Here is a 26,655-nt window from a genome sequence, read left to right on the forward strand (position 1 = left end):
TCTCGCGGCTGCAGCGCCCGGGCGGCCTCGTGCGCAGATGCTCGCCACGCTCGACAGCGCGCGGAGCAACCTCGAGCGTCTACTCGCCGCAGAACGAGCCCAGGCCACCGGACCAGCCGGCGACATCTAAGCGCGTTTCCCGAAGTCCTGCGCGTGACTGTCGGGGAGTCAGGGGCTGGTCCAGGTGTTGTCGAAGAGCATCACCGGGCCGGCTCCTGACCGCCGCAGCCCCCGGACTGGCCCGTGGCTGCCAGCCGGCTACCGGCAGAACCTCTGGAAAGCCGCTCAGGCAGCTCGGATCAAGGTCGCGGGAGATGAGGTGAGGGTGGAGTTGCGGCGAGCCGGCGGCGGGGTGATCGCGGTCGAGGTGGTGGGGGAGCCGGCCGCGCCCGCGGTGCTGTTCTGCCACGGGTTGGCCGACTCCCGGCTGGCCGTGTACGGCTTCGCGGGCGCGGCCCATGCGCTCGGACTGCGCCTTATCGCCCCGGATCGCCCCGGCATCGGCGGCACCGACGTCCGTCGCCTGCCGCGGGTGGTGGACTGGGTTGCGGAAGCCACCCTGGTCCTGGACGCGTTGGACGTCGGCTCGGTGGCGCTGCTCGGCGTCTCGGGCGGCGGAGCGTTCGCGGCTGCCTGCGCGTGCGAGCTGCCTGACCGCGTCCGCAGCCTGCTGCTCATCGCGCCCCTTGGCCTGCCTGCCTGGCCCACCCGCGGGATGGCAGCCGGGCAGCGCGCGGCCTTGCAGATCGCCCGGCACGTTCCGGCCTTCGGTGGCTGGTTTCTGGGCCGCCTGGCCACGCTGGCGCGCCGGGAACCAGGGCTGTTCCTTCGCCTGGCGACCAGCGAGATGCCCGCCGGCGACCGGCGTGCCCTCGCCCAGCCGGCCGCGCGCGCGGCCTTCCTGACCAACTACCTGCAAGCGTTCCACCGCGGCACCTGGGGAGTCGGGCAGGATCTGCGCGTGCTGACCCGACCGTGGGGTTTCGACCTCGAGTCGATCAGGGTGCCCACGTCGATCCATCAGGGGGACGCCGACACTACCGTCCCGCTCCAGCACGCCCGCCGCTTCGCCGCGGCGATACCGGGCGCACGCCTTCACGTCCATCCCGGCCAAGGCCACTTCTCGATCGTCACCGCACCCGAGCAGATGCTGGCGACACTCGCCGCATAGCCGGTCGAGGTTGCCGCCGGACATCACGGCGACGCCGCGTCCGGTGACGACTGGGCCGAGTGGACCCGGTGGACGACAACGCCCGCCGCCCCCGGCGGCCACGTCCCCCGTCATGCGCAAGACTTATGGATACGCGCTTGGTCGACAGGCAGCACGGGTGCGCAGGCTCTTACGCGCCGGGGCTGGGTGAGAAGCCGTCGGATGCATCAGCTGCTCGACGTCCGGGCAGGTGGCGGCGGATGCCGAATTCTTCCAGCACCGCGGTGCCGGCGCGCAGTCCCCATTCGGTGATCTCGGTGACGGTCCGGGCACCGGAGGCGAATGCGCGGGCGCAGATCAGCAGCAAGCCGACCAGGGGATACCACCTACGTGCCCGGACCGGGTAGTCACTGCCGGATGTCGCCTGCTCGTCAGGCGGGCACCACAGGCGCGTCCCAGTCGATCCGGTATCGGTGCGTCCAACCGAACATCTTCTCCGGCGTCAGGAACGTCCGCGTCGCCAGCGGCATCAGCAGGGCCGTGATCTTCGTCGCGACCGGGCCCATCGACTTCTGGCTGTTGGTCCTCGCGGCCTGGGCCGCGACCTTTTCCACCCGGCCCCGCCTCAGTTGCTCGTACGTCGAGAAGGCCGCGCGCACGTCGGGGATGTCCCGTAGACACCGCGCCAGTTGCACCGCGCTCTCCACCGCGAGGGACGCGCCCTGTCCGGAACTGGAGGACGGCGCGTGGGCCGCGTCGCCGACCAGGACCATCCGTCCCCGGTACCACTTCGGCACCGAAGGCAGGATCTCCAGCCCTCCGAACGTGAGCAGTTCGCCGTCGCCCGTGCCCCGGAGCAGGTCGCGGCCGGGCACGTCCCCGGCGAACTTCTCCCGCAGGATCCGCATCCATGCGGCCGGCGGCGTCGCACGGGTCTGCTCCGCGCTGAGCGGCTCGTCGTACGGCAGGTTGCCGAACCAGGCGGTGCCTCCGCCGGGCACTGGCCAGTAGCCGAGGAACGCGTGCTCGCCGAAAGCGAAGTACATGGTGTCCGGCCGCGCCTGAGGGACCTCCGCCTTCGAGTACGCACCGAAGCCGAGCAGGCCGGCGTACCGGGGGCCGGGCGCTGCCAGGTCGATCAGCTGCCGGACCGTCGACCGGATGCCGTCGGCCCCGATCAGGACATCCGCGGTCACCTGGGTCCCGTCGGTGAACTCGGCGCTGACGCCCGCCGGGGTTTCCTCGACCCCGGCCAGCCGCTTGCCGTACACGGTCCGTACGCCCGCTGCGGCGGCCCGCTCGCGCACCGCTCGGTACAGGTCGGCACGCCACATCACCTGGCTGGGCGGCAGGCCCGTCAGCCCGCCGAACTCGCCCATCCGTCGGCCCTGTCCGTCGGTCATGACCATGCAGTGGATCGGCTGACCGGCCAAGCCCTGGTCCACACCGGCGACTTCGAGGGCGTTGAGCCCATTCGGGGCGACCATCAGCATGCCGCCGATGCCGTCCGCGGTGTTCTCGTAGGCCTCGTAGACGGTCGCCTCGATGCCCGCCCTGCGGAGCGCGAGGGCCGTTACGGGTCCGGCTATGCCGCCTCCGATGACGGCCGCCGTCTTGATCGCACTCATGGGTCTGCCCCTTTCCCGTGCCTGGGTCGGATGTTCAGTGGCCGTGCGAGCGTGCCGGGTCGTCGACGGTCGGGTGACCGCCGGTCCGGTGAGCGAGCCGCAGGTCCTGGAGGTAGGCGCGGGAGCACATGGCACTGAGGACCGCGATGCCGCCGCGGTGCACGCGGACCTCGCTGTCGGTTGCGACACCGGTCAGTCGGATCCGACGAGCGCCGGCGAGAGCCGATCCCTCGGCGGTCCGGCCCTGCGCGTCCTTGACCTTGCCGCGGCCCGTCCAGCGCAGGTCCCAGTGCTCGACGACGGCGTCGTCTGGCACCAGCAGCTTGACCGTGGCGCGCTGGAGTTCCAGGCACAGCTCGATGTCGTCGGGCAGGTCCGGGGAGCGCAGGTCGAGCACGGCCAGGCCCCGGCGGGCGCGCACCTGGATGTGTCCGGCGCGGGTCCAGTTGCCCAGCCGCTTGGTCACGGCGTGGTCGGCGTGAACGCGCTCGGCAGGGGTCGTCTCAGTGCTGGTGGTGATCATCTCCGTGGTCTCCGTCCGCTCGTGGTTCCTGCTCGTTGATTTGATAGTTGCAATGAAACTAGTCTCATGTCAACTAGTTGCACCGTGGGTAGTATGCGGGCATGAGCGCCCCGCCCCGCAACTCCCCGCTGGCCCTGACCGTGCTGGCCCTGCTGCACTTCCAGCCGCTGCACCCGTACGGAATCCAGAGATTGATCAAGCAGTGGGGAAAGGACCAGGTCGTCAACGTCGGCCAGCGCGCGAGTCTCTACCGGACGATCGACCGGCTCCTCGCAACGGGCCTGGTCACGGTCCGGGAGACCGGCCGCGACCAGCAGTACCCCGAGCGGACGGTGTACGAGCTGACCGACGCGGGGCGCTCCACCATGCGCGTCTGGCTCAACGAGATGCTGGCCGCGCCGAAACAGGAGTTCCCTCAGTTCCCCGCCGCGCTGTCCTTCGTCCTCATGCTCGCCCCGGAGGAAGCCCTGGACGTGCTGGAACAGCGCGCCGCGGCCCTCGCGCAGACCCTTGACGCGCACGACAAGTCCTTGACGGAGGAGTCGGAAGTCCACGGTCTGCCGCGGGTGACCATGCTCGAAGGGGAGTATCTGCGCGCCATGACCGCCGCAGAACTGGACTGGATCCGCGCCGTCGCAGACGATCTGCGCAGCGGTCTGCTCAGCTGGAGCCCTGAGGAGCTGATCGGCTTCGCCCAGAGCACCGGGCAGCAGGCCCTGGCCGGCCAAACGCCCTCAAAGCCGGACCACGACCTGTCGTGACCACAAGCCGTGCAGCACGGCGACCCCAAGTCGTGGACCTGGGATTCTGCATTTCCGGGAGATTTTCCACTCGCGCGCGACGTAGAACCCCACAACTGCCGCACCGCGCTGACAGTGATCACGCCATGAGTCGGAACCTGAGTGGAAAGCTGCACAGCAGCGAGGGATCACTCACCCCCTCTGACCTGTGCCTTTCCTGCGGGCGCCAAGCGAAATATTTGGCGTCCACCAGCGTCCGATCCCCCTCGGCCTGCCCGCACTGCAACCCACATCAGGACGGCAGAGCTGGTCACGCGGAGCGTCCAACACACGGGCCCGCTCGCAAGGATGGCGGCCCGAGCATGCGATGTGGCGATCCGGCTTCGCGGCGCGGTCTGCCGATCTGCCGTTGCAGGAGAGCCAACTGGTGGCGCGGTGACACTATTTCGATGTCCTTGTCCGCATCGCTCATCGGCAGCAGGCGTATCAAGGCGAACACACTCGACACGGCGAGGTAGGGCAGTCGCAGCAGCCCGATCCATCAGACACAACCGTGCAGCAGTGAAAGGCCGTTCACGAAAAACCTGCACGTCTCATGCGATGGAGTTTTCGGCACCTGCAGGTCCTTCCGAACGTCCCGTATATCGCCGCTGGCAGCCTGGCAGCGGAGCGCAGGGACCATGTCATCGTTGGGACGTGTCGCAGTTGCGACACGTGAGGCCAGTGACATGTCCGGCTTCATCAGCGGATTCTTTCAGGCGGGTTGTGACTGCCAGCTGAACGAAAGGTGCTTCGCTGATGGCCTGGATCCGCCTGAAGGCGGCACTATCGACAGGATTGCTGCTGGTTGCCGGAGGCTTGCCGGCTGCAGTCGCGGCGCCGACGGCATCTACGGGGAGCGCCGCTCGTCTTGCCGCCGTGCCGGAGGCTCGCTTTGCCGCGCGGGCTCTCCGGAGTGTGATCGGGGACTCGCGCTGTGGGACCTGACGCTTCGTTGCCGCTCTGCGGCAGCAACGCGGCCTCGTTTCCAGCCGGGTTTTCCTCGGCGGCCATACCAGCCCTGCCCATGTCCGCGCCGGTGTACTGAGGCACGGCAAATCGCCTGCTTCCCTCCTTGCCCGTGCGGCCCCTGATGGCGTTGTGCAACCCGACGATGTGCCACGTCAGACGCAGCGTTTGCTGTTCCAGCGAAGGGATCATCCTTGCCATCCATACCCGCCCGTAGACGGGCGTTGACCGCTGTCGGCGTTGCACTGGCCGTATTGGCCGCGCAGCCGATGGTCTCCGCCTTGGCCGCGCCCAGGACCGACACCCCGGACCGGCCCTTGACCGGCATCGCCCTACATCAGCCGACCTCACGTACCGTCACCCTGGTGACCGGTGACAAGGTCACGGTGAACACCGGCGCCGACGGCAGGGTCACCCGTGCCGTGCAGGGCGCGAACGGTGCACTCACCGGCTTCGTGACCTACAAGGCCGGCAAAGACACCTACGTGTACCCGGACAGCGCCCTTCCGTACATCGCTGCCGGGAAGCTGGACCGCGAGCTCTTCAACGTCACCCAACTGCTGGCGGACGGTTACGACGACGAGCACAGCAGCGGTCTGCCCCTGATCGTCAGGTACACCGACGCTGCCGCCCGTGCGCGCACGCAGGCCGTGCCCGCCGGCGCCACCAGGGCCCGCGCCTTGGACAGCATTCAGGGCGCGGCGCTGTCGGAGTCGCGGTCGAAGGCCGACGACTTCTGGACCGCCCTCACCGGCGGGACCGCGCCGGCGACCGGTCGCAGCGCCGGAGCCAAGCCCCAGTTGCGGGGCGGGATCGCGAAGGTCTGGCTGGACGGGAAGGTCAAGGCCGACCTGGCCGACACGACCGCACAGATCGGCGCTCCCCAGGTGTGGGCGAGCGGCGACACCGGCCAGGGTGTGGACGTGGCCGTGCTGGACACCGGCATCGACACCCAGCACCCCGACCTGGTCGGTCAGGTGAGTGCGAGTGCGAGTTTCGTGCCTGACCAGGACATCGAGGACCACCTCGGTCACGGCACGCACGTCGCCTCGACCATCGCCGGCACGGGCGCCGCTTCGGACGGCAAGGAGAAGGGCGTTGCCCCCGGCGCGCGCCTGCACATCGGCAAGGTTCTGAGCAACGAGGGCAGCGGCCAGGAGTCCTGGATCATCGCGGGCATGCAGTGGGCTGCCCGCGACCAGCACGCCAAGATCATCAGCATGAGCCTCGGCGGCGGGCCCAGCGACGGTCATGACCCGATGAGCGAGGCCGTCGACGAGCTCAGCGCCGAGACCGGTGCGTTGTTCACCATCGCGGCCGGCAACGCCGGCGAGCACTCCGTCTCGACGCCCAGTGTCGCCGACGCCGCGCTGTCCGTCGGCGCTGTGGACGGCTCGGACCAGCTCGCCTACTTCTCCAGCACTGGTCCGCGGCAGGGCGATGCCGGCCTGAAGCCGGAGCTGACCGCGCCGGGCGTCGACGTGCTGGCGGCACGCTCGCAGTACGCCGAGGGCGGCGAGGGCTACTACCAGACGTTGAGCGGGACCTCGATGGCCACCCCGCATGTCGCCGGTGCCGCCGCGCTGCTCGCCGAGGCCCACCCGGACTGGACCGGGCAGCAGCTCAAGGACGCCCTGGTCAGCACCACAAAGGCGACGCCCCAGTACACGCCGTACGAGGGCGGCAGCGGCCGTGTGGATGTCGCGGCCGCCGTCAAGGGCACGGTGTTCGCCACCGGCAGCGTCTTCGGGGGCTACCGCGACGGCAAGGAGCCGGCCGGGGACAAGTCCGAGAAGGAGGTGACGTACACCAACACCGGGGACGCTCCGGTCACCCTCGACCTGGCGCTGCAGGCCCCTGGTGCGGCCGCCGGCGCGTTCTCGCTGTCGGCACCTCAGGTCACCGTCCCCGCGCACGGCAGTAGCAAGGTCACCCTCACCACCAGCTTCGACCTGGTGAAGGAAGACACCACGACCTCGGGGCAGATCCTCGCCACCGACGCGTCCGGTAGCCTGCTGGCCCACACCATCATCGGCGCCTACAAGCAGTCCCCGCGCTACACCCTCACGGTGGGCGGCAAGGACCGCGACGGCCGCCCGATGGGCGGTGAGGTGTACGTGTTCAGCGACAAGGTCTTCCTGCCGCTGCAGCTGGACGATTCGGGAACCGGCACGGTCAACGTGCCTGCGGGCAAGTACTTCGTGAGCCTGGAGAGCGATGTTCAGGGCACTCACGGGCCGCACTCCATGGGTAAGGCCATCCTGACCGCTCCCGAGGTCGTCGTCGACCAGGACACCACGGTGAACCTGGACGCTTCCAAGGCCAAGCAGGTCTCCGTCGTGACCCCGCAGGAGACCACCCCCGCCGAGACCCGCATCGGCCTCTACCGCGGGTTCGACAACGGAAGCTCCTTGACCATGACGCGGTGGCCCAATCCCACCTATGACAGCGTCTGGGCCCTGCCCAGCAAGCCGGTCTCCACGGGCACCTTCGAGTCCGGGTTCAACTGGCGGCAGACGGAGCCGGCCTTGACGGTCGCGTCTCGTACGCGCTCCTTTGACGACATGATCGTCGAGCGCGGACGCATCCCGCTCAAGGAGGGCACGCGCCAGTACGAGGCCGTCTATGCCGGAGAGGGCGGTGCCGCCGACTACGTGGGGCTCGACGCCAGGGGCAAGGTCGTCGTGGTCCGGCGCAGCGATGCCGTCGATCAGGCCGAGCAGGCCGAGACGGCAGCCAAGGCCGGCGCGAGTGTGCTGCTCGTCGTCAACGACGGCGACGGACGTCTGGACCCGTGGGACGACTTCCCCTGGTCCGACACCGAGCACCTGCCTCCCCTGACCGTGGCCACGCTGACCGCGGACGAGGGCGACGAGCTGATCGCCCAGATCAAGCAGGGCCGGAGGACGGCGCTTGAGGTCACCTCCCACCCGACCACGGACTACCTCTACGACATCTCCCGCGACGCGACTGGCATACCGGCGGACCTGACCTACCGGCCGCAGCGCCGTGATCTTGCGCGGGTGGATGTGTCCTTCCGCAACAACCGGCCCGCCAAGGGGATGGAGTTCCGTTCCGCCGTCTGGCGGGGCGACTACGGATACAACCCGTTGCCCACCCCCACCCAGGCCGAGCGCACCGACTGGGTGTCCAGCGACACGGACTGGGCTCAGAGCGCCTGGGTCAACCAGCAGCTTCAGATCTCCAGTGACTCCCTGACGCGGTACCCGGCCGGCACGACCTCCCACGTGGAGTACTTCGGGCCGATCCAGCGTCCTCGGATGAACGGCTACTACCGACCGGTGCGCCTGAACAACGCGGTCTACGTGGAGGTCCCGGGCTGGGGCGACTCGGTTCCCGGACACGTCGGCACGACCTTCAACAACGTCGGTGTCGAGAACAAGGTGAAGATGTACCAGGGCGACACCCTGCTCAGGGCATCCGACACCGACACTCTGGGCAGCTACCGGTTCCCGCTCATCCTGGCCCCCGAGAAGTTGCGGTACCGCCTGGTGTCGGAGAACGCCCGGGGCACCTGGGCCAACGACTACTCGACCACGACCCGGACCGAGTGGGGCTTCACCTCCCAGCAGGGCGCCGCCGGCGTCTTCGAGACGTTGCCGCTGATCCAGCTCGACTACACGGTCGAGGGCGTGGACGCCTCCGGCAAGGCACACCGCCACACCGGCATCACCGTCACTCCCTCGCACCTCCCGGGCGCTCCCGGCTCCGACACCATCAAAACGGTGAGCCTGGACGTCTCCTACGACGACGGTGCCACCTGGCAGCACACGACCCTGACCCGCACCGCCAAGGGCTGGAGCACTCAGCTGAACGCCCCCGCCCACGCGCGGTTCGTGACGCTGCGCACCAGCGCAGGCGACACCGAGGGCAACACCGTCACGCAAAGCATCACCCGGGCCTTCGGCCTGAAGTAAGTACCTCTCGGATCAGCCTTGGCTGACCGGCAGGGGGCGGGGCCGCATCCGGCGGCCCCGCCCCCGCAGTCTTCGATGGCGGTGTACAGGTAGGAGCGCTTCTTCCGGCCGCTCTGGCCGAGCGCGGCCGGCCACGGCGCCGACCCGACGTCGTGCTCGCCGACCGCGGTTACGATCACGACAGGTACCGCCGCCTCAACGATTCCGTACGCAGCCGGGAGACCGGACAAAGTCAACGTTGTGCGCTGTTGTTGGCGGAAGCAGGTGGTGGCTGCTGGGGAGGGCGAAGCCCTCGGAGTGACGTCACACCGCATACGCCATTTCCTGCGTGGTGCAGAACCAAGGGCCCCGACATCCCTGAGGGGCGCTTCGGGGCGGCCGGCGCCGTACTCGACGGCTGGCTCCACGCGGTCGGCGGATGCACCCGGAATAGACCGAGCCAGCCCTGTGGAGCGTCGCCGGGACCGGCGCCCGCCGGGTCCAAGGCCCAGGGAGGCCATCAGGTGGATTGGCCGGCCTCATGGTCCAAGTACGAGGACTCAGCTTGAACCTCTCTCGCGTTCGGGGTGAGAGCGATGACCCCAGTACCTTCAACGCGCGTCTCCGCCGTCAGTTGGAGCGGGCTGACACCCAGAGCCGCGGCGATCTCAGGAGCGAGGTCGAACGCGGCCCACTTCCACTCGTCCTCGTCTTCCTCTGATTCCGTCGCCTCGTCCCATACCGCGGGCAATCCGAGTTGCTGTCGGTGAGCCCGTTCGACGGGCAGGGGCTCCCCCAGCGTCAAGTAGCCGTCCTCTCCTTCACCGGTCTCGCAGTAGCGCCGCAGTACGACCCCGTCCTGAGCGGCGAGCCAGGCCGAACCATCGCCCTGGGCCCCGAAGTAGTACGCCTGTGCCTGGCCGTAACGGGCGCTCAGATCCCTGCACAGATGCAGCACGTCTTCGCTGCGCTCAACGTCGCACGGGTCGCACCACGGGCCGATGACCAAGGTCCACCCGTCAAGTTCCGGGCTGACGTACACCCGAGCCATCCCGTCGGGATTGCCCTCCGACTCTCCGTGGCCGTCCTCGTCGATGATCTCCTCGGCTTCGGCGAACGTCACGGGACGAGGCTGGACAAGCCCCATCATCTCCATGACCCCTGCTTGATCACCCGTGGGTACAGCGATCCAGTACAGCCAGCATGTGGCCAGGACTCGTGGCAGATCATCAGCGGAAGGAAGCACGAGCACACACTGCCATGCGGCCTCAGGGCCCACAGAACCCCCGCCACATCCGGCCGGCCGGGGGCAGGGAGCACGACCGTCAGGGGCTTCAAGATCGCTGAGGCAAATACGCTTCAGACTCCGGCGGGCCCGCTCTCGCTCACAACCACCGCTGCATCATGCGTACTCGGCTGCTTAGATCATCGGCCCGCACCGCCGCCGGCACCGGCCGGGCCGCGTCCTACCTGTTGTCGTTGTCCCGGACATCTTCGAAGACGAAGAGTGGCTTGGCGCCACGTGCGGGTGTTTCGGCGAACGCGATGGCTTCAGTGAAGCGTTCGAGTGGGAACGGCTGGCCCTGGGGGATGCTCAGCACCCCATCAGCGACGAGACCGCGAACCTCGGACAGCGCGCGCAGCGCATCCTCAGGCGAGGCAGTGCCGAACCAGCGGTTCAGCCAGAAGCCACGGACTGCTTTGGTCTCGTAGATGACCGAGCGTGCCTGCAGCGGGATCGTCAGCGCTGCCGGGTCGGTCTGCCGATGGGTAGAGAGCGCGCCGTAGACCACGACCTCTCCTCCCGGAGCCAATGCCTGGGATACCTGGGCACCCACGTGGCCCGCGACGCAGTCGATGGCCTTGTGCACGCCGGACGGTCCTGCGATCTCAGCCACGCGCTGCAACAGGTCCTCGTCCTCAGTGCAAATGACCTCGTCACCACCGAGCGCTTTGATCTCCTCGACGGCATCGCGGCGCCGCACGACATTGATCGTGCGCATACCCAGATGCCTGGCCAGCTGAATGACGAGCCGGCCGACGGTGGAGCCCGCTGCCGTCTGCAACAACCATTCACCCGGCTGTACGTCGAGTTCGCGCGTCACGAGGAGCAGCGCGGTCAACGGGTTGACGGCGAGTTGGCAGGCGCTGGAGTCGCTGAGATCATCGGGAATCGGCAGGAGCCTTCGCGTATCGGCAACAAGGTATTCCTGCCACGTGCCGGCCACGGGGGGGCCGGGTACCGCCGGGACTGCAACGGCCACCACGCGCTCGCCGATCTTCAGTCCCTCGGTATCCGGGCCCAGGGCCTCGATACGGCCCACGCATTCCATGTGACCACCGACAGTGGGAAAATCGGGGGAGAAACCGTAGCGGCCACGCAGCACGTGCAGATCACTGGCGTGAATCGGAGTCGCCTTCACACGGATCAACGCCTGACCGGCTTCCGGCGTGGGAACAGGCCGGGATTCCAGCCGCAGGACATCGGTCGGCTCGCCGACCTTTCCGGCTACGAGCGCGCGCATGGATTGAGGCATGAGCGACCTTTCGTCTTTCAGCGCCTGATGAACTCGGCGGGCGTTCTGGACAAGAACGGTGCTGGTGCCGGCATCGTCGTCGGCGCCCAGGCTCCGGGCCCTTCCTTTTCCATGGAACCGGCCCGTGCGCAGAGTGTCATCGGTGTCAGGCCCCTCTGGGCCTTTACCGACTCACTCAGCAGGATCACGTAGGTGTGGTGGGTTCGTGCGGCCTACCGAGGTCCATGATCAGGTCAGGTCGCTGCAGCGCACTACTCGGAGCTCAGATTATGAATCTGTCATTTCGGGATCGCTGCGTCCGACCCAGGAAAGATTCCCGGGGGCGGACGATGCAGCGTGGCGCGAATGTCCACTGCGCCGGTTCAGGGCTCAGGAGGCTGCCGAGGGGTATACGTGAAGGCCGTCGATCGAGTCACGCCCCTTGGCGGTGTCCGCGTACAGACGGGCGTCGGTGATCAGCCCGTCGTTCACGGTGAACAGCAGACAGTGTTCGTTCTCCATGGTGCGGCCGGTCTTCGCCTTCGCCCTGGCCCTGACGGGAACGACCACATGCGACCCGGCATCGAGCACCGTGTGTGCGTCGTAGTTGAAGGTCTCGTAGTAGTGATCGTAGATATCCCGGTAGAAGGCGAGAAACCCCTCAGGCCCATGGAATGTCCCACCGTAAGGCAGGGAGGTGGGGAAGTCGAAAATCACCTCGGGTGACATCAGGGCCACCAGGTCAGAGGAATCGTTCTCCTCGAATCCGGAATATGCTCGCCAGCAGGCATCCACGATCGCCTGATTCCGCGACATGTTTCCTCCATATCGCAGAAGAAGTGAGCGGGGAATCCGTTCAGTCGCGGTCGGCATCCGACGGATCGGCGTCCGCTGACGGGTCGGCGCAGTACTTCGCGTACTCTGTACCAGCGAAGTGCTCGCCCAGCTTCCGGGAGAAGTACTGGAGCATCGGCAGCGGACGGTGGTTCATCACAAGATGCTGCGTCTTCCCCTCTTCGTTCTTGTAGACGACAGCGATGTTGGCGATCGGTCTACCGTCCACCGTCGCTGCGTAGTCCTCGACGAAGCCATTCTCTCCGTACTTACCGATGTAGATGAAGTCCTGGAATTCGTACAGGGTGCGCGCGTAGGACAGTATCGCTCGAACGTCCTTGGCTCCGTGGATGGTCCCGTTGAAGACGCCGGCCTCCAGCGTCACATCGTCGGCAAGATTGTCCAGCCAAGGCGGGTAGTAGTCCTTGCGCTGCCGCGCCGGGTCGCCGCTTCCCAGATATGTCGGTGGCGTCTTGTAGGTCATCTTTCAGCCTCCTGTATCGGTTGAACTTCTAACAGAATCGCTGGCCGCAACAGACGCTGTCCAACGAAAGTCAGAGACTGCCGCCATCTCTCTGAGAGATACCTTGGGGGCTTTCTGAGGGATACTCGGAGGGTGGAACTGCGCCAGTTCGAGTACTTCGTCGCCGTCGCCGAGGAAGCGAACTTCACCCGTGCGGCCGCACGGCTGCACGTCGTCCAGTCCGCGGTCTCCACCACGATCAAGAACCTCGAGCGAGAACTCGGCACGACGCTGCTGGAACGCACCCCCAAACGCGTGCTGCTCACCGATGCCGGTGCCGCCCTGCTGCCGCGCGCCCAGGCCGCTCTCGACGCCACCCGGGAGGCCGCGGACGCGGTGGCCGAGGTCCGCAGCGGACTGCGCGGCACACTACGGCTGGGCGCGATCACCACGGTTGGGCTTATCGACCTTCCCGTGTTCCTCGGTGAATTCCACCGGCGTCATCCCGGCGTGTTCCTGCAGACCAGCGCCGCCCCCTCCGGCTCCCAGGGCCTGATCGAAGCCCTCCTCGAACGGCGGCTCGACCTCGCCTTCGTCTCGGGGCCCGGACCGTGCCCGACAGGCATCACGCTGACCGACCTCGCCACCTCGGTGCTCGACCTCGTCGTGCCGGCCGACCATCCGCTCGCGAAACGCCGCACCGTGTCGATCATCGAACTGGCCGGCCTGGACTTCGTCGACTTCCCCGAGGGCTACAGCAACCGGACCGTTGCCGACCGGGCCTTCGCCGCCGCCTCCGTCCCCCATCGCGTCGCCATCGAGATCACCGACCTCACCACCGGCGTCGCCTACGTCCGAAACGGCCTGGGCGTGGCGCTGCTGCCACGGATCGCCCTCGGCAAGGAGCAGGACGTCGCCACCCTGACCGTCGACGACGCCGACCTGGAATTGCCGTTTTCCCTGGCCGCTCCGTCCGAGCGAACGCCCGGTGCTCCGGCACGTGCCATGATCGCGATGGCGCACGAGTTCCTCTGGCGAGGGTGAGCATTGCCTCAAAGCGTCTGGGGCCCTTCCGGGACGGCATGATCTTGGGAAAACTGGGTGTGCTGTCCGGCCGACGTCGGTTCTCCTTAGCGCGGGTGAGCCTGCCTCAAAGCGAGACGTGAGGGTCTCGGGCGCCGTGAACTGCCGCTTCGAGCGCGATCTTCAGACTCCGTGATGTGAGCCCCTCCCGGACGGTCTTGGTGGTCACTGCGAGGGGAGGCTTGGTGGAACGGATCGTAAAGCGGCCCGCGGGCTTGGACGTGCACAAGGACGTGGTCGTCGCCGAGGTGCACCTCCCCGGAGGGGCCGTCGAACAGGGAAGCTTCGCCACGACCACCCCCGGCCTGCTGGTACTGCGGGACTGGCTGGTCGGTCACGGTGTCACCCGCGTCGGGATCGAATCGACCGGGGTGTACTGGAAGTGCGTGTACTACATGCTCGAGGACGACATGGAGGTCTGGCTGCTCAACGCCCGGCACATGCGCAACATCCCGGGCCGCAAGACCGACGTCGCCGATGCCTCGTGGATCTGCCAGCTGATCGAGTTCGGGCTGGTCCGTCCCTCGTTCGTGCCGCCGAAGCCGGTCCGTGAGCTGAGGAACCTCACCCGCTACCGCAAGGCGCAGATCGAGGAACGCACCCGGGAGACCCAGCGCCTGGACAAGATCCTGCAGGACGCCGGCGTGAAGCTGTCGAGTGTGGCCTCCGACGTGCTGGGCAAGTCCGGTCGGGCGATGCTCCAGGCCCTGGTCGACGGCACCACCGACCCCGAGGTCCTGGCGGACCTGGCGATCGGCCGGCTGCGGGCCAAGCTCCCCGCCCTGCGGGAAGCACTCACCTCGCGGTTCTCCGGACACCACGCGCTGCTCGTCGCGGCCGTCCTGTCCAAGCTGGACTTCCTCGACGAACTCATCGGCCGTCTCAGCGCCGAGATCGAAGAGGCGGTGGCCCCTTTCGCCCGACAGGTTGAGCTCCTGGACACCGTCCCGGGCATCGACCTGCGGACGGCCCAGGGCCTGCTGGCGGAGTTCGGTGCGGACATGAGCGTCTTCGGTACCGCGTCGCGCTTCGCATCCTGGGCCGCGGTCTGCCCTGGCAACCACGAGTCCGCCGGACGCAAGCGCTCGGGAAGATCCCGCAAGGGCCCCAAGTGGCTCGCGATCTACCTGCATGACGCCGCGATGGGCGCCATCCGCACCAAGAACACCTACCTCGCCGCCCAGTACTCCCGCTTACGGCCACGGCTCGGACACGCCAAGGCCCTGGTGGCGATCGAACACAGCATCCTCGTCTCGATCTTCCACATGCTCACCCGCGACCAGGCCTACCACGACCTCGGCGGCGACTACTTCCTGCGCCGCAACGACCCCGCCCGACAGGCCCGCCGCCTCATCGGCCAACTCGAAGCCCTCGGCTACCACGTCCAGGCCGAACCCGCCCCAGCCACACCATGACCGGGTCGAGGACCTGCTGAACGCCGTTTTCTCTTCAGAGCGTTGTCACCTTGTCGGTTGGGGGATGTCCGACGGTGCGTCGCGGCATGGTGCGGCCGGGACTCTTGCGGTTGGCGATCTCCTGTCGTCCATCAACGCATTTGGCGTAGCGGCTCAGCAGCACCTCAACACTGTTGCCCGCACGTTCGGCCACTTCGGTCGGATCCACTCCGGAGTTGAGCCACGTCGACAGCACCGAGTGTCGGAGGCGGGTCCCGCCGTTCCCCTACTCCAGGTCGGGCGCGCCCTGACCACAAGGTCAAGAAATTCGGACATACCCACTCCGCGCGGCGTGATGCCGACATCCCAGGACTGTTCTATTCTTCGTTCGAATCCACCTTGTTCGGCCGCGCGCGTAGAACAGGACCTGTCCGATGGCCACACCCTTGGAGCTTCGCGACTACCCGTCTCCGGTCTGGACGGCGGCCGAGGAAGGCCTGTGCTCACGCTGCACGGCGAGGTGCAAGCGGTACGGGTCGGGAGGCAACCCACTGTGTCGCGAGTGCTTCGCCGAGGTCGCAGCGAAGTGGGCGCCCGGTGTGAGGCAGCTCGGCTACAACGCCTGATCGTGTTCGCGAGTTCAGGCGAGCCAGGCACATGCCATTTGGCTCGACGGTCAATCGCCCAACGCGCATCCCACCGCCGCGGGAAGCGATGCGGCAACTGCCGTCGGCGTCTGTCGGTGCTACCGGGTGCGGCGGGCGGTGCTGAAGCGGCGCTGGTATGCGGCGGGACTGAGGGACAACTCACGTGCGAAGACCCGTCGGAGACTCTCGTAACTCGGGAACCCGGCCAAAGACGCCGCCTGGGTCGCGGTATGCCCCTGGTCGAGCAGAGCCTTCGCGATATCGAACCGGATCGACTCGACGTAGCGGGCCGGTGTGGTGGACAACTCCTCCCGGAACAGCCGCGTGAGATGGCGGGGACTGAGGTGGAGGTGCCCGGCGAGTTCGCCAAGGGAGTGGTTCCCCGCGGGATTCGCCGTCACCAGGTCGACGACGGTGCGAAGGGCCGGGGACCGGGGCGGTGGGCCCTGCAGGGGCGCGGAGAACTGTGACTGGCCGCCTGCGCGTTGCAGGTAGACCACCAGGGCCCGGGCGACGTCCCGGCTCAGGTCAGGACCGTGGTCTTCCTCGACGAGAGCCAGCGCCAGGTCGATGCCGGCGGTGACGCCCGCCGAGGTGTAGGTAGTCCCGTCGCGAACGTAGATGGCATCGGGTTCCACGCGAATCTTCGGGTGCCGGGCGGCGAGTTCGCCCGCGATCTTCCAGTGGGTGGTCGCACGCTTGCCGTCCAGGAGGCCGGAGGCGCCGAGGACGAATGCTCCGGAGCAGACCGAGGCGACCCGGCGGGATCGGACCGCCAGCTCCCTCGCGGCCTCGATCAGATCCCGGGTGACGGGAGCTCTGGGATAGACGACCCCGCCCGGCATCACGAACGTGTCAGGGTCCGGCTCGGAGGCGGGGCTGCCGTCGACGGCCATCCGTACGCCGATCGACGAGGCGACGTCGGCACCGGTCGTCGACAGCAGGGCGATCCGGTAGTCGGCGCCAAGTCGATTCGCTTCCCCGAACACCTCTGCGGGGCCGGCGACGTCCAGCAGTGCGACCCCGTCATAGACGAGGATCGCGACCCGATGCGTTTCGGAGCTCACAGTCCCATTCCTCAGGTGTCTGGATTCGAGTGGTTCACGGCCGAACCGAGGCGGCGGCGAAGCCACGCAATCGGCATCGTAGAGACCAGACGCACTACCTGCTCCTCACCACCGCATTGAAAGCGCGAACATCATGACAGCCATCATTGCAGCAGTGGAAATACCCGAGACCGTGGCAGTGGCGGAGGCCACCAGTTTTCTTCGTGAAACGACCAGTCCTCTCATCTTCCATCACTCCCAGCGTGTTTTCCTCTTCGGTTCTCTTCACGCGCGCGAACTCGGCCTCCAGCCTGATCCGGAGCTGCTCTACATATCCGCGATGTTCCACGACACGGGGCTTTCGACCCCGTTCTCCGACATGGAGCAGCGCTTCGAACTCGACAGCGCCGACCACGCGCGCAAGTTCCTGCTCGACCGCGGGTTCCCGAAGAGCGCCGCCGAGGTCGTCTGGACAGCGATCGCGCTGCACACGACGCCGGGGATTCCCGGCCGGATGGGCCCAGAGACGGCTGCCACGAACTACGGCGTGCTGACCGACGCGGTCGGCTGGGGGCTGGACCGGCTGGATGGCGGCCAGGTGGACGAGATCATTGCCGCCCATCCACGCGGACAATTCAAGAAGGAATTCCTGCAGGCATTCGTCGACGGGCTCCAGAATCGTCCGGACACCACCTACGGGACCGTGAATGCGGACGTACTGGAACGCTTCATTCCAGGTTTCCGCCGCAAGACCATGGTCGAGCGCGTCATTGATGCGCCCTGGCCGAATTGATTTCGAAGAAGCCAGAGGCAATCCGATGACACCGGTGGCTTCCGGCCACAATCATCGTCGTCTTGGACGGCCTGCCGCCTTCACAGTGCTGGCGCTCGCCACCGTGGTGATGATGGCGACCGCGAGCGCACCGTCACCGCTCTATCCGCTGTACCGGGAACGCTGGGATTTCTCGGTCACCATGGTCACGGTCGTCTTCGCCGTGTACGTCATAGGGCTGCTCGGTGCCCTGCTGACACTCGGGTCATTGAGTGACCACCTCGGGCGCCGTCCGGTGCTGCTCACCGCACTCCTGCTGGCGGCGGCCAGTACGACCATCTTCTGGACAGCCGACGGCGTCCTGTCCCTCGTGATCGCGCGGGTGGTGCAGGGTGTCGCCACCGGAACGGCCATGTGCAGTCTGGCCGCCGGGTCGGTCGAGTTCTCGCCCGCGAGACGTCCGCACGTGGGCACCACGGTGACAGTGGTCGGCACGAGTGTCGGCCTGGCCGCCGGTGCCGCGGTGGTCGGGCTGCTGGTGCAATCGATCCCCCGCCCCGACATGTTCGTCTTCTCCGTCCTCACCTTCGTCTTCCTGATCCTCGCGGTGACGGTTGTCCGGATCCCCGAGACGGTTGCGCCGCGAGCCGGCGTGCGGGCCGCGCTACGCCCGAGGGTGCGGGTTCTGCACGGAGCCCGGCCCCCGTTTCTGGCCGCCGTACCCACCCTCGTCGCGGGGTGGTCCGTGACGGGGCTGTTCCTCGCGCTGACCCCCTCTGTGGTCACCGGCGTCCTGCACGTGACCTGGGGTGCTGCGGGCGGGCTCGACATCGCGGCGTTGTTCCTGGCCAGCGGCATGGGGGGTCTGTGGTCCCTCCGGCACGCGGCGCGGTCGGCCACGCTGCTGGGGGCGGTCTTTCTGGCCCTCGGGGCGGCGGGACTGGCGGTGGCCATCGCCCTGTCGTCGCCGGTCACCTTTGCGGGCGGATCCGTCGTGGCGGGACTGGGGGCTGGCCTGACGTTCAACGGCAACCTCCGCGCCATCGGAGAGATCACCATGGCGGACTCGCGATCGGAGGTGTTCTCGGCCGTCTATGTCGTCAGTTACGCGGCGCTGAGTCTTCCGTCCCTCGCGGCCGGCCTCCTGGCTCCTTCATGGGGGCTCAAAGCCACGAGCTATCTCTCCATCGGGTTCGTCGGGGTTCTGTCACTGATTGCCCTCATCCATGCCGGTCGGTCACGTGCCGACGGACCCACCGGTCATGCTGACCGTATCGGCCGTACCGGGCCGGTGCAGGCGGCCGTCGCCTGTCGGAGTACCTGCGAGTGGCAACGGCACGACGGTAAAGATCCACTGATGTGATCGATACATGCGCTCTTCGGAAAGCCAGACAGAGGAACAGTCATGAAAGCCATCACCGCCTCAGACCGCGACGCCGGCGTCAGCGGGCTGACCCTGACCGACATGCCGTATCCCCATGCCGCCGAGAACGACGTCATCGTGCGGGTGCATGCCGCGGGATTCACCCGTGGAGAGCTCGACTGGCCCGGAACGTGGTCCGATCGTGCCGGCCGCGACCGCACGCCGAGCGTGCCCGGGCACGAGGTCTCTGGTGTCGTGGCGGAGCTCGGATACGGAACCACCGGCCTCACCGTCGGCCAGCGGGTCTTCGGACTGACCGACTGGGCCCGCAACGGCTCGCTGGCCGAGTACGTCGCCGTGGAGGCCCGCAACCTCGCCCCGCTTCCCGCGGATGTCGACCACACGGTGGCGGCCGCGCTGCCGATCTCCGGGCTGACCGCCTGGCAGGGCCTGTTCGACCACGCGCGGATCATGACAGGCCAGACCGTCCTGATCCACGGCGCCGCGGGGGGCGTCGGTTCGATCGCGGTGCAGTTCGCGCTGGAGGCGGGAGCCCGCGTGATCGGCACCGGTCGGTCCGCCGACCGGGACACCATCCTCGCTCTGGGCGCGCATATGTTCCTGGACCTCGAGGCCGGCCGGCTGGAGGACTCCGGCGAGGTCGACGTGGTATTGGACGTGATCGGCGGTGACATCCTCGACCGCTCGGCGGCGCTCGTCCGCGCCGGTGGCACGCTCGTCACGATCGCCGAGCCGCCCACCGTCCGGCCCAAGGACGGGCGGGCGCTGTTCTTCGTCGTGGAACCCGACCGCGCACGCCTCGCGGATCTTGCTCAGCGGCTCCGGGACGGGCGGCTCGACGTGCGGGTCGGCGCGGTCCGCCCGCTGGCCGAGGCAGCCGCCGCCTTCACCCCTGAGCGGCGCGTCACCGGCAGGACGATCATCCGGGTCGCCGAAGATCCCCAGTGATCACAGAGTGTCGCAACTCCGTGATCATCAGGAGGATGTTCAGCAGTTTCGACAGGACCCCGGCGCACTCTTTGTTCGACGGAGGGGATCAGGTCCGAGCTCCGGCTCCAGCCGCCGCGCGGTGACGGCCGGAGCCACCGAGTCAGGAAGACCGGCAGGTCCCGGTCCCCTTGCCGAACGAGGTACGGGCGAACCAAGTCCGCGCCTCGTCGGCGGACAGGACGCGGGTCAGCACGGCCGTACCCGGGAGCCGCGGGAAGAGCCGGTCGGTGTTCCAACTGCGTTGGTACATCGGCTCGTCCAGCACGAGCAGACGGCATCCCTCCACCACGAGGATGTCGTCGGGCAGTCCCTCGTTCCAGATCCGCTCGCCGTCCGGGGCGAAGAGTTGGAAGGCCTCGGTAGCGACGGCCTCGGTGCGTCCCCGGGCGGGCTCGGGGTCCGTGGCCAGGCGGACGCTCTCAGCCGAAGGCGCAGTGCCGGGCACGTGGCCGCCGACGAGGACGTGGGCGAGCAGCGTGTCCAACTGGAAGTTGTCCCCATGCCGCCGATGCGCACCTCGAACCGGGTCCCGGAGGGCCGGTGCAGCACGACCAGGAGCTCGTCGTTCAGGACCGCCGGCGCGTAGGCCAGGCACTTGAGGTCGTGCCGCTCCAGGGCTGCCAGGTCGCGGCGCACGCCGGCGCCAGAAGCTCAACGAGACCCTTCACATCAAGCCCAACGCACCAGTCGGCCCAAAAACGGCACCTGACGAGACGTGTGCAGGGTCGGCGAGCGCGCGGTCAGAACCAGTGCAGGCAGTGCGGGGAGCGCTCGGCGCGGAAGAGGGCGTCGGCGAGGGTGGCCGCATCCGGGCTGTGGGTCCGGATGTGTCCGGCACGCACGAGCGTGCTCGGGGCGGTGCCGCCGAGGTAGACGGAGCCCAGGTCGCTCACGTCCAGCGACAGGTCGGGCTCCCGGTCCGTCGGGACGCAGTCGGCCTTGCCGTCGCGGACGGTCAGCAGGTAGCGGCCGTGCTCGCCGAGGAACGGGTCGTCGACGTCGAGGACAAGCTCGCCGTCCGTGAACCAGCCGCGCGCCGTCAGCGCACGCGGGACGTCCAGCAGCCGCACCCAGAGCCAGTCGGTGTCGTTGCTCACCTGGCCGGCGCGGAAGTCCGCAAGCTGCCAGCGCAGCGGGTGGTCGGGCGGGACGTGCTTGAAAACGACCTGGCTGACCAGGTCGTGTCCGAGCACGAACCGGGCCAGGGCCGTGAAGACGGCGTCGTCGGTGGCGATGGTCTCGTCGACCGTCAAGATGTCGGGCTCGCTCAGCGAGTAGCTGGCGTACCCGTCCGGCACGCCGTCGGCGTCACGGTGGACGGCGACGTGGCGTGGCGCCGGAGAGACCGGGGGCTGCCCCGCGCCCAGGGCCCACCAGCGGTGCGGCCGGGACAGCGCGCCGGGCTGTGCACGGCGGTACCGGTCGTAGACCTCTTCCAGGATCTCGCCGCAGTGGGCACGCCGCAGCAGCTCGATCGAGCCGGTGTCCGACCCGGTCGCCGGAGCGTCGGCCGTTGCGCGCGCCCGGGGCAGGGCGAGGGCGGCCTTGTGGCGCGGAACCGTCACCCGCTGCGTGTAGGTCGCCGGTCCGTAGCCGAACCTGCGGTAGATCAAGGCCTCGGAGGCCAGCAGTACAGAGAGGAACTCCCCTCGGGCCCGCAGATCGTCGAGCTGATGCCGCATCATCGCGCTGAGCACGCCCTGGCGTCGATGCGAGGGCAGGACACCGACGGCGGTCACTCCGGGAGCCGAGGCGAGGATCTCGCCGGGCAGGGTGAGTTCGAAGGAGTACGCACCGGCGGTGCCGACGGGTCGCCCGTCCGCCGTCATGGCGAGCAGGTTGCGGTCCATTTCGAGCGCCGACCACCAGACCCCGCGGCCCTCGGTCGGAGTCTCCGGGAAGCGCCCGAACGCGGCATGGAGAGTGTCGACGAAGACGTCGTGGTCCTGGTCGGTCGTGGAACGTATCTCCATTGCTGCCGCTGCCTCCCCGGGATACCGGCACCACGACTCGTGGTGCCCCGCCACAGTGCAGCGTTGACCCGTGGCCGGGTCAAGCGGATTACGGTCGGGCCCGCGGCCGGTCACAGCACGGCCAGGTCCCAACCCGACCCCGGGGGTGCTGCGGTGGTCGGCCACGGCACCAGCAAATCTGCGTCAACGAGCGGACCAATCCGTCATCCGCCAACGCGAACCGCCAACCACCAAAGAAGCGACGTCGTCTTTCTGCAAGAACGGGCTACGTCTGCTGCTCTTCGGTTCCTGTTGGGAGAGTGGGCATGCCAGAGCCTTCGCACCGGCACCCGGCCTGTGCGAAGGCTCCTAAGCAAATCAGTCCCCGGTAGTGCTGCCCGTGTCCTGAAGTTTCAGTCGTCACTGTCGCCTCGGTATCGCGCCGGCTTGCCGGGGGCCTAAACCACATCCTGTCCAAGTCACTCCGCCGACTAGGCGTCCTCGTCGACTTTGCAGCTCTTTCGGTGTTATGGCCTAAGAACCAGGGTGCTCCCTATATGTCGCAAGTCAATAGGTTTCGGGTAAATTCCACAGGGGAATTCTCCGCGATCACCTACGACTGCGGCACTCGGCCCGCCCGGCGGCCTGCTCCATGAAACCGAGCGCGGTATCCGCTCGGCGGTGCGTGCACGCCGGCACCTGCCGTCGCAGCGCATCCAGCGCCTGCGCCCGCGTGACACCGACACACCGGCTGCCCTTGACGACCGTCCAGCTGTCGCCCGTTTCGCCTGGTCGGCGCCAACGAATCTGATCGCCTCCGGGTCCCAGTGGTACATCCCGGCGCGTGACGTGCAGTGGGCAGAGGCAGGGAAACCTGGTCAGGCCTCCGCTCGTCAGGCCAGTCCGGCGTCGATGGCGCGGCGGACGGCGTCGGCCCGGTCGCGGATGTCCGCCTTGGCGAACAGGTTGTTGATGTGGGTCTTCACCGTGGCTTCGCTGATGAAGAGCCGCTCGGCGATGGCCCGGTTGGGAAGGCCCCTGGCCGATGAGGGTGAGCACTTCGCGTTCCCGGGGCGTGAGGTCTGCCGGCAATGGCTCCTGGGGTGCCGGCTGCTTGGTCCGTACGGCGGCGAGGAGCCGGTCCTGGACCTCGCGGTCGAGTACCGACTGGCCGGCGGCGGCGGCCCGGATCGCTCGCGTGATGTCCTGGCGCCCGGCGTTCTTGGTCAGGTAGCCGCGGGCTCCCGCGCTCAGGGCGGCCATGATCGAGTCGTCGTCGGCGAAGGTGGTGAGCACCACCACGGCCACGTCCGGGTGCGCCTCGCTCAGCCGGCGAGTCGCCTCGGTCCCGTCCATGACGGGCATTCTCAGGTCCATGAGGACGACGTCCACTGGGCCAGCGGCGGCGGCTGCCAAAACCTCGCTCCCGTTGGCCGCGGTCGCCCTTCCCGCAGCTGCCGGAAGACGATCAGGATGAGGGCGATGTCGGTGAACCATTCGGTCGTTGTCATGCCCTCAAGGCTGCTCTGACCAGGCGGGAAGCACCTGGACCCACAGGTGGAGCCAGGGGTGGAGATCGGCGCGCGAACGGTGTCCACCCGAGCCGGGCGGTCTGGGGTGCGCGGCACCGCCTGGTAGGCGGTGCCGGCAGGTCGGCGGTCCGGGATGGCCGGCGAGGGCTCCGATGAACCAGGGGTCTTCGGTCTTCATCGAGCTCGTCGCCCTCAACGTCCTGGCCGACCGCAGGTGCGGGACCTCATGCGTGACAGCGCGGTCATCCCGGTGTCGACGCGGCCGGATGCCTGGCCGGGACGGGTGGTGCGCCGTGCTGAAAAGCAGGGCTCGACCGCAGTGTAGGCGCCTGTCACGGGTGGGTCTAAGGTCGGAATATCAGGGCCAGAACGATGGGAGGCAGTCGGCAAATGGCGCAGGACGAGGCCGTGATCGGCTGCACGGGGGAACTGCTCATCGGCACGCGTGGATCCGCCGGTCCCGGCGAGATCCTGGTGCGGGTCAGAGGCGGCTCCGAAACCTTCCTCGCCTGGTCGCAGGAGCCCCTGCCGATCGGGACGACGGTGCTTGTGGTCGAGTCCCGGGGGTGTCGTGAGGTCGACGTCATCGAGTGGGGCGATCCATTGGACACGTTGCGCGGCGATGCCGCCGACGTCGGTTAAGGAGAAGAGGATGTTCGGTTACCGCGTTCCCGCCCCCGACGAGGCGATGCTGATCTCGGGTGGACGGCGGGGACTGGGGGGCGCGCCGTTCAGGGTGGTGACGGGGCATGGCAAGTTCGTGCTTCCCGTCGTCCGCAAGGTCCGCTTTCTTACCCTGTCGATGTGCGAGGCCGAGGTCACCGAGACCTGCGTGACCAGGCAGGGCATCGCGCTCAACGTCCGTGCCGTGATCGCGTTCAAGGTCGGCAACGACAACGAGAGCATCATCAACGCCGGACAGCGGTTCCTCTCCGACCAGGACCAGATGTCGGTCCTGACCGGCCGGATCTTCGCCGGCCATCTGCGCGCCATCATCGGCTCGATGACGGTCGAGGAGATCGTCACGGAGCGGCAGAAGCTCGCTGCCGAGGTGCTGGACACCTCCAAGACCGAGATGGCGAAGATCGGCCTGATAGTGGACTCGCTGCAGATCCAGTCGATCGACGACGGCGACACCGGCTACATCGACGCGATGTCCGCGCCGCACAAAGCGGCCATCCAGCGGCAGGCCCAGATCGCCCAGGCCCAGGCCAACCAGGCCGCGGCCGAGGCGGAGCAGGACGCGGCGCGCAAGCAGGCCGAGTACGCCCGGCAGACGGCGGTGGTGAAGGCCGAGTACTCGGCGGAGGTGGACCGCGCCCAGGCGCACTCCTCCCAGGCCGGACCGCTCGCCCAGGCGCACGCCCAGCAGGAGGTGCTCGCCGCCCAGACCGAGCTGGCGCAGCGCCAGGCCAAGCTGCGGCAGCAGCAGCTCGTGGCCGAGGTCGTGAAGCCCGCGGAGGCCGAGGCGGAGCGGGTCAGGATCCTCGCCATCGCCGAGGCGGAGCGCATGAAGATCCAGGCGGAGGCCGCGGCCTCGCACGACCGGGTCGCCCTCGACCGCATGCTGATCGACCAGCTCCCGCAGATCGTGAAGGAGGCCGCGGGCGGCCTCTCCGGTGCCAATGTCAACGTCCTGAACGGCGCGGACGGTCTTGGCGAGATCGCGGCCGGTCTGGTCGCCCAGGGCCTGACGATCCTGGACTCGGTCCGGCAGAACCTCAACGGCCAGGGCGGCCAGAACACCAGCGGCCGCCCCGAGGAGGGCAACAGCCGGTTCGAACTGCAGGGCCCGCGTACGCCGGGGCAGGACAACGGCGAGGAGAGGTAGTCGGCCTCAGGTCGCTCTCGGGGCTCTCCGACTGCGCGGTGCTCGCCGCACCACGCGGTCGGAGAACTGCCTTACTGATCAGTGATAGGCACGTCCGACCTCCCTCGGCTACGTGATCACGCGAGGTGGCCGCCGCGAAGCGGGGCCGCGCGGCACGCGCCGCCTCCGCAGGTCGTGGCGCGGCACGCGCCGCCCTCCGCAGGTCGTCGTGACACCGCACAGCCGGACCGCCCCAACCACAAGGACATCAGCGGCCCGGCCCACAGCGGAAAGCGGGGAAAGGCACCTGAGGGTGGTGTTGAATACGGCTCCGTGAAGGAGAGTGGGCGCGCGGCGAGCCGGACGGCGGTGCTGGTCTGCCAGGGGCGGGCGGCCGCCGACGGACGGTTTGCCACAGGCCGGTTCGCGGATCGGGTGGCGGTGCGGCTGCTGCACGGCGCGGAGCGGACGCCCGTGGACGAGGTACGCGCGAGCACTCCGCCCCAGGGCTGGCAGGCGCGCACCGCGTACGAGAGTGTGCGGGCATGCGCCGAGGTGGTCGTACCGCGGACGGTCGCGATCGACGACGCCCTGCGAGCCCACAAAACCCGCCAGCTCGTGATCCTCGGCGCCGGTCTGGATACGCGCGCGTGGCGTCTGCCCGAGCTCGCGCAGACGGATGTGTGGGAAGTCGACCATCCGGCCTCCCAGCAGGACAAGCGCGCCCGCCTCGCCGAGGCCGCGCACGTGGGGCGCGAGCCGGATGCGGGCGAAGGCACCGGCCCCGAGCTACCGGCCCTCGCCCGTTCCGTGCGGTTCACGCCGGTCGATTTCGCCGTCGATGATCTCGGTGCGGCGTTGGACGCCGCCGGGCACGACGCGTCCGCGCCGACGACATGGCTGTGGGAAGGCGTCGTCCCGTACCTCACACGCGACCAGGTGCGTGCCACGGTGGCGGCGCTCGCCGCCCGGACGGTCCCGGGCAGTGCACTCGTCGTCAACTACCAAGCGCCGTCGGTGAAAGCGGACGCAGGGCGGCTGCTGACACGCGTGCTCGGCAGTTCCGTCACGGCGGGCGAGCCGTGGCGCTCACTGTGGCGGCCGCAGCGGATGGCCGCACTACTCGCGGAGTACGGCCTTCGTGTGGTGTCGGACGACTCCCTCCTCTCCCTCGCGCACACCCTCGGCAGCCCGGCCACGCGGCGATCGTCCTTGCGGTCGGGTCGCGTAGCCGTGGCGGAGAGCCGCTGACGTGAGGTCCCACAA

General features: G+C 68.4%; 23 protein-coding genes and 2 pseudogenes. 12 read left to right on the top strand and 13 right to left on the bottom strand.

Annotation, left to right across the window (positions count from 1 at the left end; genetic code table 11):
- Positions 1–325 precede the first annotated feature (325 nt).
- Positions 326–1,171, top strand: coding sequence for an alpha/beta fold hydrolase (locus ACQEXA_RS20450; protein WP_432932500.1), 846 nt, complete (start codon positions 326–328; stop codon positions 1,169–1,171).
- 169 nt (positions 1,172–1,340) lie between these two features.
- On the opposite strand, the gene ACQEXA_RS20455 is transcribed toward ACQEXA_RS20450, so the two are convergent.
- From ACQEXA_RS20455 to ACQEXA_RS20465, 3 genes are all read right to left on the bottom strand, one after another.
- The gene (locus ACQEXA_RS20455) at positions 1,341–1,517 is read right to left on the bottom strand and encodes a hypothetical protein (RefSeq protein WP_432932498.1); all 177 of its coding nucleotides are present in this window, start codon (positions 1,515–1,517) and stop codon (positions 1,341–1,343) included.
- Positions 1,518–1,581: 64 nt separating this feature from the next.
- Entirely contained in the window at positions 1,582–2,778 is a 1,197-nt protein-coding gene (locus ACQEXA_RS20460; RefSeq protein ID WP_432932496.1) for an FAD-dependent oxidoreductase, read from the bottom strand.
- A gap of 34 nt (positions 2,779–2,812) precedes the next feature.
- The gene (locus ACQEXA_RS20465) at positions 2,813–3,301 is read right to left on the bottom strand and encodes a hypothetical protein (RefSeq protein WP_432932494.1); all 489 of its coding nucleotides are present in this window, start codon (positions 3,299–3,301) and stop codon (positions 2,813–2,815) included.
- A gap of 101 nt (positions 3,302–3,402) precedes the next feature.
- On the opposite strand from ACQEXA_RS20465, the gene ACQEXA_RS20470 reads away from it, so the two are divergent.
- Positions 3,403–4,062 (top strand): PadR family transcriptional regulator, encoded by a 660-nt coding sequence (locus tag ACQEXA_RS20470; RefSeq protein WP_432932492.1) that lies wholly within the window; start codon positions 3,403–3,405, stop codon positions 4,060–4,062.
- A 1,268-nt stretch (positions 4,063–5,330) separates the two neighbouring features.
- Positions 5,331–8,987, top strand: coding sequence for a S8 family serine peptidase (locus ACQEXA_RS20475; RefSeq protein ID WP_432932490.1), 3,657 nt, complete (start codon positions 5,331–5,333; stop codon positions 8,985–8,987).
- A gap of 499 nt (positions 8,988–9,486) precedes the next feature.
- Here ACQEXA_RS20475 and ACQEXA_RS20480 read toward each other — a convergent pair whose 3' ends face one another.
- The 4 genes from ACQEXA_RS20480 to ACQEXA_RS20495 form a co-directional block, all read right to left on the bottom strand.
- Positions 9,487–10,089 carry a hypothetical protein gene (locus ACQEXA_RS20480; protein WP_432932488.1) on the bottom strand — a complete coding sequence of 201 codons (603 nt, stop codon included), beginning with the start codon at positions 10,087–10,089 and terminating at the stop codon, positions 9,487–9,489.
- A 343-nt stretch (positions 10,090–10,432) separates the two neighbouring features.
- On the bottom strand, positions 10,433–11,491 hold the full coding sequence (locus ACQEXA_RS20485) for a zinc-dependent alcohol dehydrogenase family protein (RefSeq protein ID WP_432932486.1): 1,059 nt from the start codon (positions 11,489–11,491) through the stop codon (positions 10,433–10,435).
- Between the two features lie 381 nt (positions 11,492–11,872).
- On the bottom strand, positions 11,873–12,298 hold the full coding sequence (locus tag ACQEXA_RS20490; RefSeq protein WP_432932484.1) for a nuclear transport factor 2 family protein: 426 nt from the start codon (positions 12,296–12,298) through the stop codon (positions 11,873–11,875).
- A 40-nt stretch (positions 12,299–12,338) separates the two neighbouring features.
- On the bottom strand, positions 12,339–12,800 hold the full coding sequence (locus ACQEXA_RS20495) for a hypothetical protein (protein ID WP_432932482.1): 462 nt from the start codon (positions 12,798–12,800) through the stop codon (positions 12,339–12,341).
- Positions 12,801–12,932: 132 nt separating this feature from the next.
- Here ACQEXA_RS20495 and ACQEXA_RS20500 point away from each other — a divergent pair, with 132 nt between their 5' ends.
- Both ACQEXA_RS20500 and ACQEXA_RS20505 read left to right on the top strand, forming a co-directional pair.
- Complete coding sequence (locus ACQEXA_RS20500) at positions 12,933–13,823, top strand: LysR family transcriptional regulator (protein ID WP_432932480.1); 891 nt, start codon at positions 12,933–12,935, stop codon at positions 13,821–13,823.
- Positions 13,824–14,047: 224 nt separating this feature from the next.
- A complete protein-coding gene (locus ACQEXA_RS20505) occupies positions 14,048–15,277 on the top strand; it encodes an IS110 family transposase (RefSeq protein ID WP_432923411.1) in 1,230 nt (409 codons plus the stop codon).
- Between the two features lie 34 nt (positions 15,278–15,311).
- Here the strand turns inward: ACQEXA_RS20505 and ACQEXA_RS20510 are convergent.
- Positions 15,312–15,524 (bottom strand): annotated as a pseudogene (locus ACQEXA_RS20510) (hypothetical protein); the annotation flags it as partial.
- Between the two features lie 166 nt (positions 15,525–15,690).
- Here ACQEXA_RS20510 and ACQEXA_RS20515 point away from each other — a divergent pair.
- The gene (locus ACQEXA_RS20515) at positions 15,691–15,882 is read left to right on the top strand and encodes a hypothetical protein (RefSeq protein ID WP_432932478.1); all 192 of its coding nucleotides are present in this window, start codon (positions 15,691–15,693) and stop codon (positions 15,880–15,882) included.
- A 119-nt stretch (positions 15,883–16,001) separates the two neighbouring features.
- Here the strand turns inward: ACQEXA_RS20515 and ACQEXA_RS20520 are convergent, their stop codons facing one another.
- The gene (locus ACQEXA_RS20520) at positions 16,002–16,970 is read right to left on the bottom strand and encodes a GlxA family transcriptional regulator (RefSeq protein ID WP_432932476.1); all 969 of its coding nucleotides are present in this window, start codon (positions 16,968–16,970) and stop codon (positions 16,002–16,004) included.
- Positions 16,971–17,103: 133 nt separating this feature from the next.
- On the opposite strand from ACQEXA_RS20520, the gene ACQEXA_RS20525 reads away from it, so the two are divergent.
- Genes ACQEXA_RS20525 through ACQEXA_RS20535 form a run of 3 tightly spaced genes read left to right on the top strand, consistent with a single transcriptional unit; the run spans position 17,104 to position 20,053 of the window.
- The gene (locus ACQEXA_RS20525; protein ID WP_433130751.1) at positions 17,104–17,742 is read left to right on the top strand and encodes an HD domain-containing protein; all 639 of its coding nucleotides are present in this window, start codon (positions 17,104–17,106) and stop codon (positions 17,740–17,742) included.
- Positions 17,743–17,776: 34 nt separating this feature from the next.
- Positions 17,777–19,084 carry an MFS transporter gene (locus ACQEXA_RS20530; protein ID WP_433130752.1) on the top strand — a complete coding sequence of 436 codons (1,308 nt, stop codon included), beginning with the start codon at positions 17,777–17,779 and terminating at the stop codon, positions 19,082–19,084.
- Positions 19,085–19,126: 42 nt separating this feature from the next.
- Positions 19,127–20,053: an NADP-dependent oxidoreductase gene (locus ACQEXA_RS20535; protein ID WP_432932472.1), complete on the top strand. Its 927-nt coding sequence runs from the start codon at positions 19,127–19,129 to the stop codon at positions 20,051–20,053.
- Between the two features lie 142 nt (positions 20,054–20,195).
- Here ACQEXA_RS20535 and ACQEXA_RS20540 read toward each other — a convergent pair whose 3' ends face one another.
- The 4 genes and pseudogenes from ACQEXA_RS20540 to ACQEXA_RS20555 form a co-directional block, all read right to left on the bottom strand.
- Positions 20,196–20,579, bottom strand: coding sequence for a hypothetical protein (locus tag ACQEXA_RS20540; RefSeq protein ID WP_432932471.1), 384 nt, complete (start codon positions 20,577–20,579; stop codon positions 20,196–20,198).
- A gap of 256 nt (positions 20,580–20,835) precedes the next feature.
- A complete protein-coding gene (locus ACQEXA_RS20545) occupies positions 20,836–22,068 on the bottom strand; it encodes a GNAT family N-acetyltransferase (protein WP_432932469.1) in 1,233 nt (410 codons plus the stop codon).
- 588 nt (positions 22,069–22,656) lie between these two features.
- Positions 22,657–22,944, bottom strand: coding sequence for a DUF6233 domain-containing protein (locus ACQEXA_RS20550; protein WP_433134586.1), 288 nt, complete (start codon positions 22,942–22,944; stop codon positions 22,657–22,659).
- A pseudogene (locus tag ACQEXA_RS20555) lies at positions 22,941–23,490 on the bottom strand (response regulator); the annotation flags it as partial. The gene ACQEXA_RS20550 and the pseudogene ACQEXA_RS20555, both read right to left, overlap by 4 nt.
- Before the next feature lie 479 nt (positions 23,491–23,969).
- Here ACQEXA_RS20555 and ACQEXA_RS20560 point away from each other — a divergent pair.
- From ACQEXA_RS20560 to ACQEXA_RS20570, 3 genes are all read left to right on the top strand, one after another.
- Positions 23,970–24,221 carry a hypothetical protein gene (locus tag ACQEXA_RS20560; protein ID WP_311700470.1) on the top strand — a complete coding sequence of 84 codons (252 nt, stop codon included), beginning with the start codon at positions 23,970–23,972 and terminating at the stop codon, positions 24,219–24,221.
- A 10-nt stretch (positions 24,222–24,231) separates the two neighbouring features.
- Positions 24,232–25,410, top strand: coding sequence for a flotillin family protein (locus tag ACQEXA_RS20565; protein WP_433130754.1), 1,179 nt, complete (start codon positions 24,232–24,234; stop codon positions 25,408–25,410).
- Between the two features lie 312 nt (positions 25,411–25,722).
- Positions 25,723–26,640 carry a class I SAM-dependent methyltransferase gene (locus ACQEXA_RS20570; RefSeq protein WP_432932465.1) on the top strand — a complete coding sequence of 306 codons (918 nt, stop codon included), beginning with the start codon at positions 25,723–25,725 and terminating at the stop codon, positions 26,638–26,640.
- The last annotated feature ends 15 nt before the right edge of the window (positions 26,641–26,655 follow it).

The organism is Streptomyces sp. CA-106110 (assembly GCF_050936285.1).
Taxonomy (GTDB): Bacteria; Actinomycetota; Actinomycetes; order Streptomycetales; family Streptomycetaceae; genus Streptomyces.

Bases quoted from the DNA above. Each gene is read 5' to 3' on its own strand.
- ACQEXA_RS20515 (WP_432932478.1), top strand. From the start codon at position 15,691: ATGGCCACACCCTTGGAGCTTCGCGACTACCCGTCTCCGGTCTGGACG.
- ACQEXA_RS20560 (WP_311700470.1), top strand. From the start codon at position 23,970: ATGGCGCAGGACGAGGCCGTGATCGGCTGCACGGGGGAACTGCTCATC.
- ACQEXA_RS20465 (WP_432932494.1), bottom strand. From the start codon at position 3,301: ATGATCACCACCAGCACTGAGACGACCCCTGCCGAGCGCGTTCACGCC.
- ACQEXA_RS20490 (WP_432932484.1), bottom strand. From the start codon at position 12,298: ATGTCGCGGAATCAGGCGATCGTGGATGCCTGCTGGCGAGCATATTCC.
- ACQEXA_RS20470 (WP_432932492.1), top strand. From the start codon at position 3,403: ATGAGCGCCCCGCCCCGCAACTCCCCGCTGGCCCTGACCGTGCTGGCC.
- ACQEXA_RS20495 (WP_432932482.1), bottom strand. From the start codon at position 12,800: ATGACCTACAAGACGCCACCGACATATCTGGGAAGCGGCGACCCGGCG.
- ACQEXA_RS20525 (WP_433130751.1), top strand. From the start codon at position 17,104: ATGACAGCCATCATTGCAGCAGTGGAAATACCCGAGACCGTGGCAGTG.
- ACQEXA_RS20535 (WP_432932472.1), top strand. From the start codon at position 19,127: ATGAAAGCCATCACCGCCTCAGACCGCGACGCCGGCGTCAGCGGGCTG.
- ACQEXA_RS20460 (WP_432932496.1), bottom strand. From the start codon at position 2,778: ATGAGTGCGATCAAGACGGCGGCCGTCATCGGAGGCGGCATAGCCGGA.
- ACQEXA_RS20565 (WP_433130754.1), top strand. From the start codon at position 24,232: ATGTTCGGTTACCGCGTTCCCGCCCCCGACGAGGCGATGCTGATCTCG.
- ACQEXA_RS20545 (WP_432932469.1), bottom strand. From the start codon at position 22,068: ATGGAGATACGTTCCACGACCGACCAGGACCACGACGTCTTCGTCGAC.
- ACQEXA_RS20485 (WP_432932486.1), bottom strand. From the start codon at position 11,491: ATGCGCGCGCTCGTAGCCGGAAAGGTCGGCGAGCCGACCGATGTCCTG.